We start from the raw sequence: 18,142 nt of genomic DNA on the forward strand, positions 1-18,142 counted from the left end.
TTTCTCCGCCAGCACGGGCAGATAAGCAGTAACAAAAGTGTCTATAAGTGCGGCAGAAATGTCCACATTGAATATTTGCACGGCGTCACACTTTCAATCGCAACAGCAATTTAGTCCATAAGATTAGCGGATCCTGCCTGACGATTTTCGCCCCCAGTCTCTAATGTTCTTCCATACCTGTTTTTTGGATGGAGCAACACCATGGCAATTGCAATTGGCCTCGATTTTGGCAGCGACTCGGTTCGCGCGCTGGCAGTGGACTGTACGTCCGGCCAGGAGATAGCAACCAGCGTTGAGTTTTATCCGCGCTGGCAAGAGGGGCGCTACTGCGACGCGCCGAACAACCAGTTCCGTCACCACCCGCGCGACTACATCGAGTCGATGGAAGCGGCGATCAAAACCGTACTGGCCGAACTGACCGACGCCCAGCGGGCCGATGTCGTGGGCATTGGCGTCGACAGCACCGGCTCAACGCCAGCCCCGGTAGACGCTGAAGGCCGCGTGCTGGCGCTGCGCCCCGAGTTTGCCGACAACCCGAACGCCATGTTCGTACTGTGGAAAGACCATACCGCCGTAGAAGAGGCAGAAGCCATTACCCGTTTATGCCACCAGCCGGGTAAAACCGACTACTCGCGCTACATCGGCGGGATCTACTCCAGCGAGTGGTTCTGGGCCAAAATCCTCCACGTTACCCGCGCCGACGCCTCCGTTGCGCAGGCGGCGGCATCGTGGATTGAGCTGTGCGACTGGGTGCCAGCCCTGCTCTCCGGGACTACCCGTCCGCAGGACATCCGCCGCGGCCGCTGCAGCGCCGGGCACAAATCCCTGTGGCATGAAAGCTGGGGCGGCCTGCCGCCAGCCGCGTTTTTCGACGAGCTCGACCCGATCATCAACAAGAATCTGACATACCCGCTGTTTACCGACACCTTCACCGCCGATATTCCGGTCGGCACGCTCTGCGAAGAGTGGGCGAAACGCCTCGGCCTGCCGCAAAACGTAACCATCTCCGGCGGCGCGTTTGACTGTCATATGGGCGCCGTGGGCGCGGGCGCGCAGCCAAACACGCTGGTCAAAGTTATCGGCACCTCAACCTGCGACATCCTGACGGCAGATAAAGCCAGCGTCGGCGACCGCGCGGTGAAAGGCATCTGCGGCCAGGTTGACGGCAGCGTGGTGCCGGACTTTATCGGCCTTGAAGCCGGTCAGTCCGCGTTTGGCGATATCTACGCCTGGTTTGGCCGCGTGCTCGGCTGGCCGCTGGACCAGCTGGCGGCGGCGCATCCTGAGCTGAAAACCCAGATTGCCGAGAGCAAAAAGCAGCTTCTGCCGCAGCTCACCGAAGCCTGGGCAAAAAATCCGTCTCTCGAACACCTGCCGGTGGTGCTGGACTGGTTTAACGGCCGCCGTACGCCGTTTGCCAACCAGCGCCTGAAAGGGGTGATTACCGATCTCAACCTGGCGACCGACGCCCCGGCGCTGTTCGGCGGTTTGATTGCCGCAACCGCCTTCGGTGCCCGCGCCATTATGGAGTGCTTCACCGAACAGGGCATCGACGTGAATAACGTGATGGCGCTGGGCGGCATCGCCCGTAAAAACCCGGTGATCATGCAGGCCTGCTGCGACGTGCTGAACCGTCCGCTGCAGATTGTGGCCTCCGATCAGTGCTGCGCGCTCGGCGCAGCGATTTTCGCCGCCGTGGCCGCAGGCATCCATGCCGACATCCCGACCGCGCAGCAGCATATGGCGAGCGCCGTCGAAAACACGCTCCAGCCGCGCGCCCGGCAGGCACAACGCTTCGAACAGCTTTATCAGCGCTACCAGCAGTGGTCAAAAAGCGCCGAGCTTCACTATCTCCCTGTCGCCGCCCCGGCCAAAAGCACCGCGGACACTACGGCAACCCTGACCCATTAAGGACACGATGATGACCATTTTTAATAACTATGAAGTGTGGTTTGTGATTGGCAGCCAGCATCTGTACGGACCGGAAGCGCTGCAGCAGGTAACGAAACACGCGGAGCACGTGGTTAACGCGCTGAATGCGGAAGCCAAACTGCCGTGCAAGCTGGTGCTGAAGCCGCTGGGCACCACGCCGGACGAAATCACCAATATCTGCCGTGACGCCAACTATGACGATAAATGCGCTGGCCTGGTTGTGTGGCTGCACACCTTCTCGCCGGCCAAAATGTGGATCAACGGCCTGTCGATCCTCAACAAACCGCTGCTGCAGTTCCATACCCAGTTCAACGCCTCCCTGCCGTGGGACAGCATCGATATGGACTTCATGAACCTGAACCAGACCGCACACGGCGGCCGCGAGTTCGGCTTCATCGGCGCGCGCATGCGCCAGCAGCACGCGGTAGTCACCGGCCACTGGCAGGACGGCAAGGCGCAACAACGTATCGGCTCCTGGATGCGTCAGGCGGTCTCTAAGCAGGATACCCGTCACCTGAAAGTGGTGCGTTTCGGCGACAACATGCGTGAAGTGGCGGTCACCGACGGCGACAAAGTGGCCGCGCAGATCAAGTTCGGCTTCTCCGTGAATACCTGGGCGGTGGGCGACCTGGTGCAGGTGGTGAATGAAATCAGCGATGGCGACGTGAGCGCGCTGGTGGACGAGTACGAAAGCAGCTACCGCCTGACGCCTGCGGCACAAATCAACGGCGACAAGCGCCAGAACGTGCTGGATGCGGCACGCATCGAGCTGGGCATGAAACGCTTCCTGGAACAGGGCGGTTTCCATGCCTTTACCACCACTTTTGAAGACCTCCACGGCCTGAAACAGCTGCCGGGTCTGGCGGTACAACGTCTGATGCAGCAGGGCTATGGCTTTGCGGGCGAAGGCGACTGGAAAACTGCCGCTCTGCTTCGCATCATGAAGGTGATGTCGACCGGTCTGCAGGGCGGCACCTCCTTTATGGAGGACTATACGTACCACTTCGAGAACGGCAACGACCTGGTGCTTGGCTCGCACATGCTGGAAGTGTGTCCGACGATCGCCGTCGAAGAGAAACCGATCCTCGACGTGCAGTATCTCGGCATCGGCGGTAAAGCGGATCCGGCGCGTCTGATCTTCAACACCCGTACTGGCCCGGCCATCAACGCCAGCCTGATCGACCTCGGCGATCGTTTCCGCCTGCTGGTGAACTGCGTCGATGCGGTTGAAACCCCGCATTCTCTGCCGAAACTGCCGGTCGCCAACGCCCTGTGGAAGGCTCAACCGGACCTGCCAACCGCGTCAGAGGCGTGGATCCTGGCGGGTGGTGCGCACCATACCGTCTTCAGCCACGCGCTGGACCTCAACGACATGCGTCAGTTCGCCGAGCTGCACGATATCGAACTGACCGTGATTGATAACGACACCCGCCTGCCAGCCTTCAAAGACGCGCTGCGCTGGAACGAAGTCTATTACGGTTCAAAACGCTAAGTACGGAATGCCCGGTGACGCGACGCTCACCGGGCAGGGAGACAACGATGTTAGAAGATCTCAAACGTCAGGTACTCGAAGCCAACCTGGCGCTGCCAAAACATAACCTGGTGACCCTCACCTGGGGGAACGTCAGCGCCGTTGACCGGGAAAAAGGCGTGTTCGTGATCAAGCCTTCCGGCGTGGATTACACGGTGATGACCGCAGAAGATATGGTGGTGGTCAGTATCGAAACGGGTAAAGTGGTGGAAGGCAACAAAAAGCCCTCCTCCGACACGCCCACCCACCGTCTGTTGTACCAGGCATTCCCGACTATCGGCGGGATTGTGCATACCCATTCGCGTCACGCGACCATCTGGGCGCAGGCGGGTCAGTCCATCCCGGCCACCGGCACCACGCACGCGGACTATTTTTACGGCACCATTCCCTGCACGCGCCTGATGACCGATGCAGAGATCAACGGTGAGTACGAGTGGGAAACGGGTAACGTGATTGTCGAAACCTTCGAGAAACAGGGAATCGACGCGGCGCAGATGCCCGGCGTGCTGGTGCACTCCCACGGCCCGTTTGCCTGGGGTAAAAACGCGGAAGACGCGGTGCATAACGCCATAGTCCTCGAAGAGGTGGCCTATATGGGGATCTTCTGTCGCCAGCTCGCGCCGCAGCTGCCGGATATGCAGCAAACCCTGCTGGATAAGCATTATCTTCGCAAGCACGGCGCGAAGGCCTATTACGGACAGTAAACTGTATATATACCCAGCATAAAATATTCAACCAGGCTATAATCAGGCCTGGTTTTGTTTTATGGGATAACGGCGTGGCGCAGGCGCAAGAAGGTTTTTTACTGACCCGACACTGGCGGGATACGCCTCAGGGCACTGAGGTTGAATTCTGGCTGGCTACGGACAACGGCCCGCTGCAGGTCACGTTGCCGCCACAGGAATCCGTGGCCTTTATTCCTGAAGCCCACGTCGAAAAAGTGAAACAGCTGCTGCGCGGCGAAAACGGCTGGCGCATCACGCCGCTTGAATTGAAAGATTTCCACCGCCAGCTGGTTTACGGCCTCTACTGTCGCGCCCATCGACAGCTGATGCGCTATGAAAAACTGCTCCGCGAAGCGGGCGTGACGCTCTACGAAGCGGATATCCGCCCGCCGGAACGTTTTCTGATGGAGCGGTTCATCACCGCCCCCGTCTGGGTCGACGGCACCGCGCACAACGGCAGCCTCGTTAACGCGCGTCTGAAACCTAACCCGCACTATCGCCCGCCGCTGAAGTGGGTCTCGCTGGATATCGAGACCACCCGCCACGGTGAACTGTACTGTATTGGTCTGGAAGGCTGCGGACAGCGGGTTGTCTATATGCTCGGGCCGCCGAACGGCGATGCGTCCGCGCTCGATTTTCAGCTTGAGTACGTCAACAGCCGCCCGCAGCTGCTGGAGAAGCTTAACCAGTGGTTTGCCGAGCACGATCCGGACGTGCTGATCGGCTGGAACGTGGTGCAGTTTGACCTGCGCGTCCTGCAAAAACACGCCGAGCGGTATCGCATCCCGCTGATGCTCGGGCGCGGAAATACGGAGCTGGAGTGGCGCGAGCACGGCTTTAAGAACGGCGTGTTCTTTGCGCAGGCCAACGGCCGCCTGGTTATCGACGGCATCGAGGCGCTTAAGTCCGCCTTCTGGAATTTCTCCTCTTTCTCTCTCGAAGCGGTGGCGCAGGAGCTGCTGGGTGAAGGTAAATCCATCGACAATCCGTGGGACCGCATGGACGAGATCGACCGGCGCTTTAACGAAGACAAACCGGCGCTCGCCACCTATAACCTGAAAGACTGCGAGCTGGTGACGCAGATTTTCCACAAAACCGAGATCATGCCGTTCCTGCTGGAGCGGGCGACGGTGAACGGTCTTGCGGTCGACAGGCACGGCGGATCGGTTGCTGCGTTTAGCCACCTTTATTTTCCACGGATGCACCGTGCGGGATATGTCGCCCCTAATCTCGGCGACGTACCGCCCCAGGCCAGCCCCGGCGGCTACGTGATGGACTCCCGTCCAGGACTGTATGATTCGGTTCTGGTGCTGGACTACAAAAGCCTCTACCCGTCAATTATCCGCACCTTCCTGATTGACCCGGTGGGGCTGGTTGAGGGCATGGCGCAGCCGGATGCTGAACACAGCACGGAAGGTTTTCTCGGGGCCCGCTTCTCACGGGAAAAACACTGCCTGCCTGAAATTGTGGGAAACATCTGGCACGGCCGCGACGAGGCGAAACGCTACGGTAATAAGCCGCTATCACAGGCGTTGAAAATCATCATGAACGCCTTTTACGGCGTGTTGGGCACCAGCGCCTGCCGCTTCTTTGATCCCCGTCTGGCGTCGTCCATCACCATGCGCGGGCATGAGATTATGCGCCAGACTAAAGCGCTGATTGAATCCCGGGGCTATGACGTTATTTACGGCGACACGGACTCCACCTTTGTATGGCTGAAAGGCGCACACTCGGAAGACGATGCCTCGCGAATCGGCAAAGATCTGGTGGCCTTCGTAAATGAATGGTGGCAAAAGCATTTGCAAAAAGAGCGGTTAAGCAGCGCGCTGGAGCTGGAATTTGAAACGCATTTCGCCCGCTTTTTAATGCCCACCATCCGCGGAACCGACCAGGGCAGCAAGAAGCGCTACGCCGGTTTGATTCAGGAAGCCGACACGCAGCGGATGGTCTTTAAAGGGCTGGAAACAGTGCGCACCGACTGGACCCCGCTGGCCCAGCAGTTCCAGAAGACGCTCTATCTGCGGATATTTCGCAACGAGCCCTATCAGGACTACATCCGCGAAACCATCGCCAGCCTGATGGCCGGCGAGCTGGATGACCAGCTGGTCTATCGCAAACGCCTGCGTCGCCCGCTGGCGGAGTACCAGCGCAACGTCCCGCCCCACGTGCGCGCCGCGCGTCTGGCGGACGAAGAGAACGTGCGCCGGGGACGCGCGCCGCAGTATCAGAACCGTGGCAGCATCAAATACGTCTGGACTACCAGCGGCCCGGAGCCGGTTGATTATCAGCAATCGCCGCTCGATTACGATCACTACCTGACGCGCCAGCTTCAGCCAGTCGCGGAGGGAATTTTGCCCTTCATCGACGATGATTTTGCTACACTAGTGACAGGGCAACTTGGCCTATTTTGACGCGTGACGAAATGGCTGCCATCCAGTACCATAGCGCCCTTTCCATTCCCGGACCCATTTTTCGATGACCGTCTTTTTTTGACGGGGGTCGAACTATTGCCTGCAATTAAAGATTAGAGCCGAACAACTATGCCTTTTACACTTGGTCAACGCTGGATCAGCGATACAGAAAGCGAACTTGGATTAGGAACCGTCGTTGCCGTCGATGCGCGCATGGTTACCCTCCTCTTCCCTGCCACCGGTGAAAACCGCCTGTACGCTCGCAATGACTCCCCTGTGACCCGCGTGATGTTCAATCCGGGTGACACCGTGACCAGCCACGACGGCTGGCAGCTCAAGATTGAAGACGTAAAAGAAGAAAATGGACTGCTCGCCTACATTGGTACTCGCCTTGATACGGATGAAGCCAATGTTATCCTGCGTGAAGTGCTGCTCGACAGCAAACTGGTGTTCAGCAAGCCGCAGGACCGCCTGTTTGCCGGGCAAATCGACCGTATGGATCGTTTCTCCCTGCGCTACCGCGCGCGCAAGTTCCAGAGCGAACAGTACCGCATGCCGTGGAGCGGACTGCGCGGCCAGCGCACCAGCCTGATCCCCCACCAGTTGAATATCGCTCATGACGTGGGCCGTCGCCACGCACCTCGCGTGCTGCTGGCAGATGAAGTGGGCCTGGGGAAAACCATCGAAGCGGGTATGATCCTGCACCAGCAGCTGCTTTCCGGCGCTGCCGAGCGCGTGCTGATTGTCGTGCCTGAAACCCTGCAGCACCAGTGGCTGGTTGAGATGCTGCGCCGCTTTAACCTGCGCTTCTCCCTGTTCGACGACGAGCGCTATGCCGAAGCGCAGCACGACGCGGATAACCCGTTTGAAACCGAACAGCTGGTGATCTGCTCGCTGGACTTCGTGCGCCGCAGCAAGCAGCGTCTTGAGCACCTGTGCGATGCCGAATGGGATCTGATGGTTGTCGACGAAGCGCACCACCTGGTGTGGAGTGAAGATGCCCCAAGCCGTGAATATATGGCGATTGAACAGCTTGCCGAGCGCGTACCTGGCGTCCTGCTGCTGACCGCAACGCCGGAGCAGCTCGGTCTGGAAAGTCACTTCGCCCGTCTGCGCCTGCTCGATCCAAACCGCTTCCACGACTTCGCGCAGTTCGTGGAAGAGCAGAATAACTACCGCCCGGTTGCGGATGCCGTCGCGCTGCTGCTGGCGGGTAAACGTCTCTCAAACGACGAACTCAACACCCTGAGCGATCTGATTGGCGAACAGGATATCGAGCCGCTTTTGCAAGCTGCGAACAGCGACAGCGACAATGCGGAATCCGCGCGTAAAGAGCTGATCGACATGCTGATGGACCGTCACGGTACCAGCCGCGTGCTGTTCCGTAACACCCGTAACGGCGTGAAAGGGTTCCCGAAACGCGAGCTGCACACTATCAAGCTCCCGCTGCCGACGCAGTATCAGACGGCGATTAAAGTCTCCGGCATTATGGGCGCGCGCAAAACTCAGGAAGAGCGCGCGCGTGACATGCTCTACCCGGAACAGATTTATCAGGAGTTTGAAGGCGATACCGGCACATGGTGGAACTTCGACCCGCGCGTGGAGTGGCTGATGGGCTACCTGACCGCGCACCGCTCCCAGAAAGTGCTGGTGATCTGCGCCAAAGCCGCCACCGCGCTGCAGCTGGAGCAGGTTCTGCGCGAACGCGAAGGCATTCGTGCCGCCGTGTTCCACGAAGGCATGTCTATCGTCGAGCGCGACCGCGCGGCGGCGTGGTTCGGTGAAGAGGACAGCGGCGCGCAGGTGATGCTGTGTTCCGAAATCGGTTCTGAAGGGCGCAACTTCCAGTTCGCCAGCAATCTGGTGATGTTCGATCTGCCGTTCAACCCGGATCTGCTGGAGCAGCGTATCGGCCGTCTGGATCGTATCGGCCAGGCGCATGATATTCAGATCCACGTGCCGTACCTGGAAAAAACTGCCCAGTCCGTACTGGTGCGCTGGTTCCACGAAGGTCTGGATGCGTTTGAGCATACCTGCCCGACGGGTCGCACCATTTATGACCAGGTACATGGCGATCTGATCGGTTATCTGGCCGCGCCGGAAAATACCGACGGTTTTGACGATCTGATTAAATCCTGTCGCGAGAAACATGAAGCGCTGAAGGCGCAGCTTGAACAGGGTCGCGATCGCCTGCTGGAGATCCACTCCAACGGCGGTGAAAAAGCGCAGGCGCTTGCCGAGAGCATTGAAGAACAAGATGACGACACCAGTCTGATCAGCTTCTCCATGAACCTGTTCGACATTGTCGGGATTAACCAGGACGATCGTGGCGAGAACCTGATCGTATTAACCCCGTCAGACCACATGCTGGTTCCGGATTTCCCGGGCCTGCCGGAAGATGGCTGCACCATCACCTTCGAGCGTGATGTGGCGCTGTCCCGCGAAGATGCCCAGTTCATCACCTGGGAACACCCGCTGATCCGTAACGGGCTGGACCTGATCCTCTCCGGCGATACCGGCAGCAGCACCATCTCCCTGTTGAAAAACAAAGCGTTGCCGGTGGGTACGCTGCTGCTGGAGCTGATCTACGTTGTGGAAGCGCAGGCGCCGAAACAGCTTCAGCTCAACCGTTTCCTGCCGCCAACGCCGGTGCGTTTGCTGCTGGATAAAAACGGTACGAACCTGGCCGGACAGGTGGAGTTCGAAAGCTTCAACCGTCAGCTGAGTGCGGTGAACCGTCATACCGGCAGCAAGCTGGTGAACGCGGTGCAGCAGGACGTGCACGCGATTCTCCAGCTGGGTGAAACCCAGGCCGAGAAAGCGGCCAGAGTGCTGATCGACGCGGCGCGCAGTGAGGCCGACGAGAAATTGTCTGCGGAGCTGTCACGTCTGGAAGCGTTAAAAGCGGTCAACCCGAACATTCGCGACGACGAACTGGCAGCGATTGAAAGCAACCGTCAGCAGGTGCTGGAAAGCCTGAATCAGGCAGGCTGGCGTCTGGATGCCCTGCGTCTTATCGTTGTGACGCATCAGTAAACGGAGCGCAAGATGGTGATGGAGCCGTATAATCCGCCGCAGGATCCCTGGCTGGTCATTCTGTATCAGGACGAGCACATTATGGTGGTCAACAAGCCAAGCGGCCTGTTATCCGTGCCGGGGCGTCTGGATGAGCACAAGGACAGCGTGATGACACGCATTCAGCGCGATTATCCGCAGGCCGAGTCCGTCCATCGCCTGGACATGGCCACCAGCGGTGTGATTGTGGTGGCGCTAAATAAAGCGGCGGAGCGCGAGCTGAAGCGTCAGTTCCGCGAGCGCGAGCCGAAAAAGCAGTATGTTGCCCGCGTCTGGGGCCACCCGGCGCAGGCGGAAGGGCTGGTGGATTTGCCGCTGATCTGCGACTGGCCGAACCGGCCAAAGCAGAAGGTGTGCTATGAAACCGGCAAGGCCGCGCAGACCGAGTATGAAGTGCTGGAGTACGCGGCGGATAACACCGCGCGCGTGCTGCTTAAACCGATTACCGGGCGTTCACACCAGCTGCGCGTGCATATGCTTGCCCTGGGTCACCCGATTCTGGGCGACCGCTTTTACGCGCCGCCGGAAGCGCTGGCGTTAGCATCACGCCTGCAGCTCCATGCGCAAACGCTCACCATCACTCATCCGGCCTTCGGGAACGCGATGACGTTTAAAGCCCCGGTGGACTTCTGAAAAAAAAGCCCGACATCGTCGGGCTTTTTCTTATTTGAAACCTTTCTTCTCTTTAATAAGCTCGTACGCTTTCTGAATTTCCTGCGCTTTTTGCTTCGCCATCTCCATCATTTCCGGCGGTAAACCTTTCGCCACCAGCTTGTCAGGGTGATGCTCGCTCATCAGCTTACGGTAGGCACGTTTAATGGTGGTCTGATCGTCAGAAGGCTTCACGCCCAGCACGTTACAGGCATCTTCCAGTGTCGGACCACGCTGCGCCTGCTGCCAGGCACCACCGGACGACTGCTGGTGATAGCCGCCGCCAAACTGGGCACCGCCCTGCATCATGCGCAGGAACTGGTCGAACTGCATACGGGAGATGCCCAGCTCTTCCGCGATAACGTACAGGACATCACGTTCATTCGGGTGAAGCGAGCCGTCGGCAAACGCCGCCTGGATTTGGATTTCCAGAAACATCCGAATTAAATCAAAACGTCCGAAGCAGATGCTGCGGAACTGGCGCATCTTTTCACGCAGCGGATAGTTGTCGGCTTTACCGATGCGAAATGCATTCTGCGCCGCCAGGCGGGATTCACCATGCAGGTTCATGCGATCCATAAAGACGCTGGCAATCTGAATATCGGCTTCGGTTACACGCCCTTTGGATTTGGTTAAGTGCCCCATGACCTCAAAGGTGGTGGAGAAAAAGAGCGACTGACGCTCGCGCTGGTTGGCAAACCAGGCCATTTTGCGGCTGCGCGCCTTATCAAACATATGGCCAATAATAAGCCCAAGCACAATTCCCCAGAACCCGGCACCCATGATGATGGCGAACACAACGCCGATTATTTTACCCCAATACTGCATATACTCCCCGGATAGTCATATTCCTGGCCGACGCAACGTCATCATCACAGTGTTCAAGCCACGGTCAATTGAAGGACATCGCCTATAATTTGCTTTATCATACTCGTCATTCGATAGCGAGCCTAACACTCTGGCACGCAAACGGGCAGGATTAACGCTGGTACTGCGCTGATGAGTAAGATAGTCTCTGAGCGTTTGTAAGCCGTAGCCACTGATGACGGAACAATAAAATACAACGTATGAAAAAACGTATCCCCACCCTCCTGGCCACAATGATTGGCACCGCCCTGTACAGTCAACAGGGGCTGGCGGCCGATCTCGCCTCGCAGTGTATGCTTGGCGTCCCAAGTTATAATCGTCCACTGGTGAAGGGCGATACAAATAGCTTGCCGGTAACCATTACTGCCGATAGCTCTAAAGGTACTTATCCTGACAATGCCACGTTTACGGGCAATGTGGATATTAACCAGGGCAATAGCCGCCTGCAGGCGGACGAAGTGCAGTTGCACCAGAAACAGCCGGATGGTGCGGCCGAGCCGGTACGAACGGTGGATGCGCTGGGTAATGTGCACTATGACGACAATCAGGTCATCCTGAAAGGTCCGAAAGGCTGGTCAAACCTGAATACCAAAGACACTAACATCTGGGAAGGTGATTACCAGATGGTGGGTCGCCAGGGTCGCGGTAAAGCGGACCTGATGAAACAGCGCGGTGAAAACCGCTATACGATTCTGGAAAATGGTTCCTTCACCTCGTGTCTGCCGGGTTCAAATACCTGGAGCGTGGTCGGGAGCGAAGTGATTCACGACCGTGAAGAACAGGTCGCGGAGATCTGGAACGCCCGCTTCAAGCTGGGTCCGGTGCCGGTATTCTACAGCCCTTATCTTCAGCTTCCGGTAGGTGACAAGCGCCGCTCAGGTTTCCTGATCCCTAACGCCAAATACAGCACCACGAACTACTTTGAGTTCTACCTGCCGTATTACTGGAACATCGCGCCCAACATGGACGCCACGATCACGCCGCACTATATCCATAAGCGCGGCAACGTCATGTGGGAAAACGAGTTCCGCTATCTGACTCAGGCAGGTGCTGGCCTGATGGAGCTGGATTACCTGCCGTCGGATAAGGTTTTCCAGGATGAGCACCCTAAAGAAGGCGATAAACACCGCTGGTTATTCTTCTGGCAGCATGCCGGGGTGATGGATAAGGTGTGGCGCTTTAACGTTGACTATACCAAAGTTAGCGACTCATCTTATTTTAACGACTTCTCGTCCAAATACGGTTCAAGCACAGATGGCTATGCCACGCAGAAATTCAGCGTAGGCTATGCGGTGCAAAACTTTGATGCCACCGTCTCGACCAAGCAGTTCCAGGTATTCTCTGACCAGTCCACGCCGACCTATGGCGCAGAGCCGCAGTTGGACGTTAACTGGTATCAGAATAACGTAGGTCCATTCGACACCCGGGTTTACGCTCAGGCGGTACATTTCGTGAACACGGATTCGGACATGCCGGAAGCCACGCGTGTTCACATTGAGCCGACGATCAATCTGCCGTGGTCTAACGACTGGGCAAGCCTGAATACCGAAGCCAAGCTGATGGCGACACACTATCAGCAAAAAAATGTTGATAACTACAACACCACGAACAATACGCATCTGGAAGAGTCAGTTAACCGAACGCTTCCGCAGTTCAAAATGGACGGCAAGCTGATCTTCGAGCGTGATATGGGCCTGCTGGCGGATGGTTATACCCAGACGCTTGAGCCACGTATGCAGTATTTGTACGTACCGTACCGCGATCAGAGCAAGATTCAGAACTACGACTCCTCTTTACTGCAGTCTGACTACAGCGGCCTGTTCCGTGACCGTACTTACGGCGGTCTGGACCGTATTGCATCCGCTAACCAGTTAACGACCGGCGTCACAACACGTGTTTATGATGATGCCGCCGTTGAACGTTTTAACGTTTCTGTTGGTCAAATCTACTATTTCACCGAGTCACGTACCGGTGATGACAACATTAACTGGGAGAAAGACAACAAAACGGGCTCGCTGGTTTGGGCGGGAGACACGTACTGGCGCATGACTGACCGTTGGGGTCTGCGTGGTGGTGTGCAATATGACACTCGCCTCGATAATATCGCCACAAGCAGTGCCGCTATCGAGTACCGTCGCGATGAAGACCGCATGGTACAGTTGACGTATCGTTATGCCAGCCCGGAATATATTCAGGCAACATTGCCTTCTTATGCTGGCAATGAACAGTATAAAGACGGCATCTCGCAGGTGGGTGGCGCAGCAAGCTGGCCTATCGCCGACCGCTGGTCAATCGTAGGCGCTTACTACTTTGACACTAACGCGAACAAGCCAGCTGACCAGATGGTGGGGCTGCAATATAACTCCTGCTGTTACGCGCTGCGCGTCGGTTACGAGCGTAAGCTTAACGGCTGGGACACTGTAAACAATCAGAGCAAATACGATAACGTGATTGGCTTTAATGTCGAACTGCGCGGCCTGAGCTCCAACTACGGCCTTGGCACACATCAGATGCTGCGTTCGAACATTCTGCCGTACAGTAGTTCTTTGTAATGTGCTTGATTTACAACGTAATCCGCTTTGCGGTTAATTGAAATGGAAAAAGTATGAAGAACTGGAAAACGCTGCTGCTTGGTGTCGCTATGATTGCGAATACCAGCTTCGCGGCCCCCCAGGTTGTTGATAAGGTCGCCGCTGTCGTTAACAACGGCGTCGTGCTCGAAAGTGACGTTGATGGTCTGATGAAATCCGTGAAGCTCAATTCGGGCGAAGCGGGTCAGCAACTTCCGGATGACGCCACGCTGCGCCACCAGATCCTGGAACGTCTGATCATGGATCAGATTGTCCTGCAGATGGGTCAGAAAATGGGTGTGAAGGTGACTGACGAGCAGCTCGATCAGGCCATCACGAACATTGCGAAGCAGAACAACATGTCCCTGGACCAGATGCGCAGCCGTCTGGCCTATGATGGCATCAGCTACGCCACCTACCGTAATCAGATCCGTAAAGAGATGCTGATTTCAGAAGTGCGTAACAATGAAGTGCGTCGTCGCGTCACGATCCTGCCGCAGGAAGTAGACGCGCTGGCAAAACAGGTGGGTAACCAGAACGATGCGAGCACAGAGCTGAACCTGAGCCACATTCTGATCCCATTGCCAGAGAATCCAACGTCCGATCAGGCTGCGGAAGCAGAAAGCCAGGCGCGTTCTATCGTCGACCAGGCGCGTAACGGCGGCGATTTCGGCAAGCTGGCAATCACCTACTCCGCTGACCAACAGGCGCTGAAAGGCGGCCAGATGGGCTGGGGACGTATTCAGGAGCTGCCATCCATCTTTGCCCAGGCGCTGAGCACGGCGAAGAAAGGCGATATCGTAGGTCCAATCCGTTCAGGCGTAGGTTTCCACATTCTGAAAGTGAACGATCTGCGCGGTCAGAGCCAGAACATTTCAGTCACTGAAGTTCACGCCCGCCACATTCTGCTGAAACCGTCACCGATCATGACTGACGATCAGGCGCGTGCGAAGCTGGAACAGATTGCTGCGGACATTAAGAGCGGTAAAACCTCGTTTGCCAATGCAGCGAAAGAGTTCTCTCAGGATCCAGGCTCTGCGAACCAGGGCGGCGATCTGGGCTGGGCGGCTGCGGATATTTACGATCCTGCCTTCCGCGATGCGCTGATGAAGCTGAACAAAGGCCAGATCAGTGCACCGGTTCACTCGTCGTTCGGCTGGCATCTGATCGAGCTGATGGACACCCGCAACGTGGACAAAACGGATGCGGCGCAGAAAGACAGAGCCTACCGTATGCTGTTTAACCGTAAGTTCTCTGAAGAAGCAGCAACCTGGATGCAGGAACAGCGCGCCAGTGCTTACGTGAAAGTGCTGAGCAACTAATGAAACCGCATCGTGTTGTTATCACGCCCGGCGAACCTGCCGGGATTGGGCCTGACCTCGTTGTCCAGCTTGCCCAGCGCAGCTGGCCGGTGGAACTGGTTGTCTGCGCGGATGCAACACTGTTACAAGACCGGGCCACGCTGCTCGGTCTGCCTTTAACGCTCATCCCTTACGTTGAAGGTCAACAGCCCGCACCACAGCAGGCCGGTACGCTCACGCTGCTTCCCGTTCCCCTTCGTACACTGGTCGTCCCAGGCCAGCTCAGCACGGAAAACGGCCACTATGTCGTGGAAACCCTTGCCCGTGCCTGCGACGGTTGCCTGAAGGGCGAATTTGCCGCTCTGATCACCGGCCCCGTGCATAAGGGCGTCATCAACGAAGCGGGCATCCCCTTTACCGGGCATACCGAGTTCTTCGAAGAGCGCTCGCACAGCCCGAAAGTGGTGATGATGCTGGCGACGGAAGCGATGCGCGTTGCTCTCGTGACCACCCATCTACCGATCAAGGCCATTCCTGATGCCATCACCCCGGAACTGCTGCGGGAGATCATCGGGATCCTGCATCACGACCTGCAAACAAAGTTCGGCATCAAGCAGCCGCACGTTCTGGTTTGCGGCCTGAACCCTCATGCGGGTGAAGGCGGGCACATGGGCACCGAAGAGATCGACACCATTATTCCTGTGCTTGAAGAAATGCGCGCTAAAGGAATGAATCTTAGCGGCCCGCTGCCTGCGGATACCCTTTTCCAGCCGAAATACCTGGATAATGCCGACGCCGTGCTCGCGATGTACCACGATCAGGGCCTGCCCGTGCTAAAATACCAGGGCTTTGGCCGTGGCGTGAATATCACGCTCGGTTTACCTTTTATTCGAACGTCCGTTGACCACGGTACTGCGCTGGATCTGGCAGGCCAGGGAAAGGCGGATGTCGGCAGTTTTATTACGGCGCTTAATCTCGCCATCAAAATGATTGTTAATACTCAATGACTAATCGAGTCCATCAGGGCCACTTAGCCCGTAAACGTTTCGGGCAAAACTTCCTTAACGATCAGTTCGTGATCGAAAGCATTGTCTCGGCTATTAATCCGCAAAAAGGTCAGGCGATGGTCGAAATCGGCCCGGGCCTTGCCGCGCTGACCGAGCCGGTAGGCGAACGCCTCGACGAACTGACCGTCATCGAACTGGACCGCGATCTGGCCGCACGCCTGCAAACGCACCCGTTCCTCGGGCCGAAGTTGACCATTTATCAGCAGGATGCCATGACCATGAACTTTGGCGAACTGTCAGAGAAAATGGGCCAGCCGCTGCGCGTGTTCGGTAACCTGCCGTACAATATTTCCACACCGCTGATGTTCCACCTGTTTAGCTATACTGATGCCATTGCCGACATGCACTTCATGTTGCAAAAAGAGGTTGTTAACCGTCTGGTTGCAGGCCCGAACAGTAAAGCGTATGGTCGTTTAAGCGTGATGGCACAATATTACTGCAACGTGATCCCGGTACTTGAAGTACCGCCATCAGCGTTCACGCCACCACCGAAAGTGGATTCTGCGGTTGTGCGCCTTGTGCCGCACAAAACGAAACCGTATCCGGTTAAAGATCTGCGCGTGCTGAGCCGCATTACGACAGAAGCCTTTAACCAGCGCCGTAAAACGATCCGTAACAGCCTGAGCAATTCGTTTACCGTTGAGGTGTTAGCCGAGCTGGGGATCGACCCGGCAATGCGTGCGGAGAACATTTCCGTAGACCAGTATTGCAAGCTGGCTAATTACATCAGCGAAAATGCGCCGCCGAAGGAGAGTTAAGCCATGATTGATTCGCCCCGCGTATGTGTCCATGTACAAAGCGTCTATGTTGAATCACAGTCCTCACCGGACGAAGAGCGTTTTGTCTTTGCTTACACCGTGACCATTCGCAATCTGGGGCGGATGCCCGTGCAGCTGCGCGGGCGCTACTGGCTTATCACCAACGGCAATGGCCGTGAAATCGAAGTTCAGGGTGAAGGTGTGGTGGGTGAACAGCCCCACATCGCCCCTGGCGAAGAGTACCAGTACACCAGCGGCGCGGTGATTGAAACGCCAATGGGTACCATGCAAGGCCATTATGAAATGGTCGACGTCGATGGCAACGAATTCCGCGTTGCCATTCCTGTGTTCCGCCTCGCCGTAACCACACTCATTCATTAATCTAATGTCTACATATCTGATTGGCGACGTTCACGGTTGCTACGATGAACTGATCGCATTGTTAAAACAGGTCGACTTTACGCCAGGACAGGACACGCTCTGGCTGACGGGCGATTTAGTCGCACGCGGCCCCGGCTCGCTTGAGGTTTTACGTTTCGTCAAATCGCTGGGCGACAGCATGCGCATGGTGCTGGGCAATCACGATCTCCACCTGCTGGCCGTATTTGCCGGGATCAGCCGTAATAAACCCAAAGATCGCCTCTCTCCGCTGCTGGATGCGCCGGACGCGGATGAACTGATTAACTGGCTGCGTCGTCAGCCTTTACTGCAGGTCGATGAGGAGAAAAAGCTGGTCATGGCCCATGCCGGGATCACCCCGCAATGGGATCTTGAGACGGCTAAAACCTGCGCGCGTGACGTTGAAGCGGTGCTGGCGAGCGACTCCTACCCTTTCTTCCTTGATGCCATGTACGGCGATATGCCAAACCACTGGAGCGAGGATCTCAGCGGTCTGGCCCGCCTGCGCTTTATCACCAACGCTTTCACCCGCATGCGTTTCTGCTTCCCGAACGGGCAGCTGGACATGTATTCCAAAGAGACACCGGAAAGTGCGCCCGCCCCGCTCAAACCATGGTTTGCCATTCCAGGGCCGGTGACAAGCGAGTACAGCGTCGTATTTGGTCACTGGGCTGCACTGGAAGGCAAAGGCACACCGGAAGGGATCTACGGTCTTGATACCGGATGCTGCTGGGGCGGAGAGTTAACCTGCTTACGCTGGGAAGATAAAGCTTACTTTGTTCAGCCGTCCAACCGACAGCTGGACTTAGGGGGAAGTGAGGCTGTCGCCTCCTGACTGTTCAAAAGACCGCACCG

Annotated in this window: 13 protein-coding genes; 12 read left to right on the forward strand and 1 reads right to left on the reverse strand. The window is 57.1% G+C overall.

All coding sequences use genetic code 11. The annotated features are described in order from the left end of the window. The first annotated feature begins 201 nt into the window (after positions 1 to 201). From araB to rluA, 6 genes are all read left to right on the forward strand, one after another. Positions 202 to 1,911, forward strand: coding sequence for a ribulokinase (gene araB, locus D5066_RS11920; protein ID WP_119916056.1), 1,710 nt, complete (start codon positions 202 to 204; stop codon positions 1,909 to 1,911). A 10-nt stretch (positions 1,912 to 1,921) separates the two neighbouring features. Further along, on the forward strand, positions 1,922 to 3,424 hold the full coding sequence (gene araA, locus D5066_RS11925) for an L-arabinose isomerase (protein WP_080328707.1): 1,503 nt from the start codon (positions 1,922 to 1,924) through the stop codon (positions 3,422 to 3,424). Positions 3,425 to 3,471: 47 nt separating this feature from the next. Then, positions 3,472 to 4,167 (forward strand): L-ribulose-5-phosphate 4-epimerase, encoded by a 696-nt coding sequence (gene araD, locus D5066_RS11930; RefSeq protein ID WP_119916057.1) that lies wholly within the window; start codon positions 3,472 to 3,474, stop codon positions 4,165 to 4,167. Between the two features lie 74 nt (positions 4,168 to 4,241). After that, positions 4,242 to 6,599: a DNA polymerase II gene (polB, locus tag D5066_RS11935; RefSeq protein WP_119916058.1), complete on the forward strand. Its 2,358-nt coding sequence runs from the start codon at positions 4,242 to 4,244 to the stop codon at positions 6,597 to 6,599. 129 nt (positions 6,600 to 6,728) lie between these two features. Further along, positions 6,729 to 9,635 carry an RNA polymerase-associated protein RapA gene (gene rapA, locus D5066_RS11940; protein ID WP_119916059.1) on the forward strand — a complete coding sequence of 969 codons (2,907 nt, stop codon included), beginning with the start codon at positions 6,729 to 6,731 and terminating at the stop codon, positions 9,633 to 9,635. Positions 9,636 to 9,647: 12 nt separating this feature from the next. Beyond that, positions 9,648 to 10,307: a bifunctional tRNA pseudouridine(32) synthase/23S rRNA pseudouridine(746) synthase RluA gene (rluA, locus tag D5066_RS11945; protein ID WP_119916060.1), complete on the forward strand. Its 660-nt coding sequence runs from the start codon at positions 9,648 to 9,650 to the stop codon at positions 10,305 to 10,307. A 30-nt stretch (positions 10,308 to 10,337) separates the two neighbouring features. Here the strand turns inward: rluA and djlA are convergent, their stop codons facing one another. Continuing rightward, positions 10,338 to 11,153 (reverse strand): co-chaperone DjlA, encoded by an 816-nt coding sequence (gene djlA, locus D5066_RS11950; protein ID WP_080328712.1) that lies wholly within the window; start codon positions 11,151 to 11,153, stop codon positions 10,338 to 10,340. Positions 11,154 to 11,392: 239 nt separating this feature from the next. On the opposite strand from djlA, the gene lptD reads away from it, so the two are divergent. The 6 genes from lptD to apaH are packed head-to-tail and all read left to right on the forward strand — an operon-like array spanning position 11,393 to position 18,122. Next, positions 11,393 to 13,744: an LPS assembly protein LptD gene (gene lptD / locus D5066_RS11955; RefSeq protein ID WP_119916061.1), complete on the forward strand. Its 2,352-nt coding sequence runs from the start codon at positions 11,393 to 11,395 to the stop codon at positions 13,742 to 13,744. Positions 13,745 to 13,797: 53 nt separating this feature from the next. Continuing rightward, the gene (gene surA / locus D5066_RS11960) at positions 13,798 to 15,084 is read left to right on the forward strand and encodes a peptidylprolyl isomerase SurA (protein ID WP_119916062.1); all 1,287 of its coding nucleotides are present in this window, start codon (positions 13,798 to 13,800) and stop codon (positions 15,082 to 15,084) included. Beyond that, positions 15,084 to 16,070, forward strand: a complete 987-nt coding sequence (gene pdxA / locus D5066_RS11965; protein WP_119916063.1) for a 4-hydroxythreonine-4-phosphate dehydrogenase PdxA — start codon at positions 15,084 to 15,086, stop codon at positions 16,068 to 16,070. The genes surA and pdxA overlap by 1 nt, the downstream gene beginning before the upstream one ends. Then, positions 16,067 to 16,888 carry a 16S rRNA (adenine(1518)-N(6)/adenine(1519)-N(6))-dimethyltransferase RsmA gene (gene rsmA / locus D5066_RS11970; protein WP_119916064.1) on the forward strand — a complete coding sequence of 274 codons (822 nt, stop codon included), beginning with the start codon at positions 16,067 to 16,069 and terminating at the stop codon, positions 16,886 to 16,888. The genes pdxA and rsmA overlap by 4 nt, the downstream gene beginning before the upstream one ends. 3 nt (positions 16,889 to 16,891) lie before the next feature. After that, positions 16,892 to 17,269, forward strand: a complete 378-nt coding sequence (gene apaG, locus D5066_RS11975; protein ID WP_080328716.1) for a Co2+/Mg2+ efflux facilitator ApaG/CorD — start codon at positions 16,892 to 16,894, stop codon at positions 17,267 to 17,269. Between the two features lie 4 nt (positions 17,270 to 17,273). After that, complete coding sequence (apaH, locus tag D5066_RS11980; protein ID WP_119916065.1) at positions 17,274 to 18,122, forward strand: bis(5'-nucleosyl)-tetraphosphatase (symmetrical) ApaH; 849 nt, start codon at positions 17,274 to 17,276, stop codon at positions 18,120 to 18,122. Positions 18,123 to 18,142: the final 20 nt, after the last annotated feature.

This window comes from Enterobacter chuandaensis (genome assembly GCF_003594915.1).
GTDB lineage: Bacteria > Pseudomonadota > Gammaproteobacteria > Enterobacterales > Enterobacteriaceae > Enterobacter > Enterobacter chuandaensis.

What these genes read in the sequence shown, in the direction of transcription:
- rapA (WP_119916059.1), top strand. Translation starts at nt 6,729, where the DNA reads ATGCCTTTTACACTTGGTCAACGCTGGATCAGCGATACAGAAAGCGAA.
- rsmA (WP_119916064.1), top strand. Translation starts at nt 16,067, where the DNA reads ATGACTAATCGAGTCCATCAGGGCCACTTAGCCCGTAAACGTTTCGGG.
- rluA (WP_119916060.1), top strand. Translation starts at nt 9,648, where the DNA reads ATGGTGATGGAGCCGTATAATCCGCCGCAGGATCCCTGGCTGGTCATT.
- djlA (WP_080328712.1), bottom strand. Translation starts at nt 11,153, where the DNA reads ATGCAGTATTGGGGTAAAATAATCGGCGTTGTGTTCGCCATCATCATG.
- araB (WP_119916056.1), top strand. Translation starts at nt 202, where the DNA reads ATGGCAATTGCAATTGGCCTCGATTTTGGCAGCGACTCGGTTCGCGCG.
- pdxA (WP_119916063.1), top strand. Translation starts at nt 15,084, where the DNA reads ATGAAACCGCATCGTGTTGTTATCACGCCCGGCGAACCTGCCGGGATT.
- araA (WP_080328707.1), top strand. Translation starts at nt 1,922, where the DNA reads ATGACCATTTTTAATAACTATGAAGTGTGGTTTGTGATTGGCAGCCAG.
- apaH (WP_119916065.1), top strand. Translation starts at nt 17,274, where the DNA reads ATGTCTACATATCTGATTGGCGACGTTCACGGTTGCTACGATGAACTG.
- araD (WP_119916057.1), top strand. Translation starts at nt 3,472, where the DNA reads ATGTTAGAAGATCTCAAACGTCAGGTACTCGAAGCCAACCTGGCGCTG.
- surA (WP_119916062.1), top strand. Translation starts at nt 13,798, where the DNA reads ATGAAGAACTGGAAAACGCTGCTGCTTGGTGTCGCTATGATTGCGAAT.
- apaG (WP_080328716.1), top strand. Translation starts at nt 16,892, where the DNA reads ATGATTGATTCGCCCCGCGTATGTGTCCATGTACAAAGCGTCTATGTT.
- lptD (WP_119916061.1), top strand. Translation starts at nt 11,393, where the DNA reads ATGAAAAAACGTATCCCCACCCTCCTGGCCACAATGATTGGCACCGCC.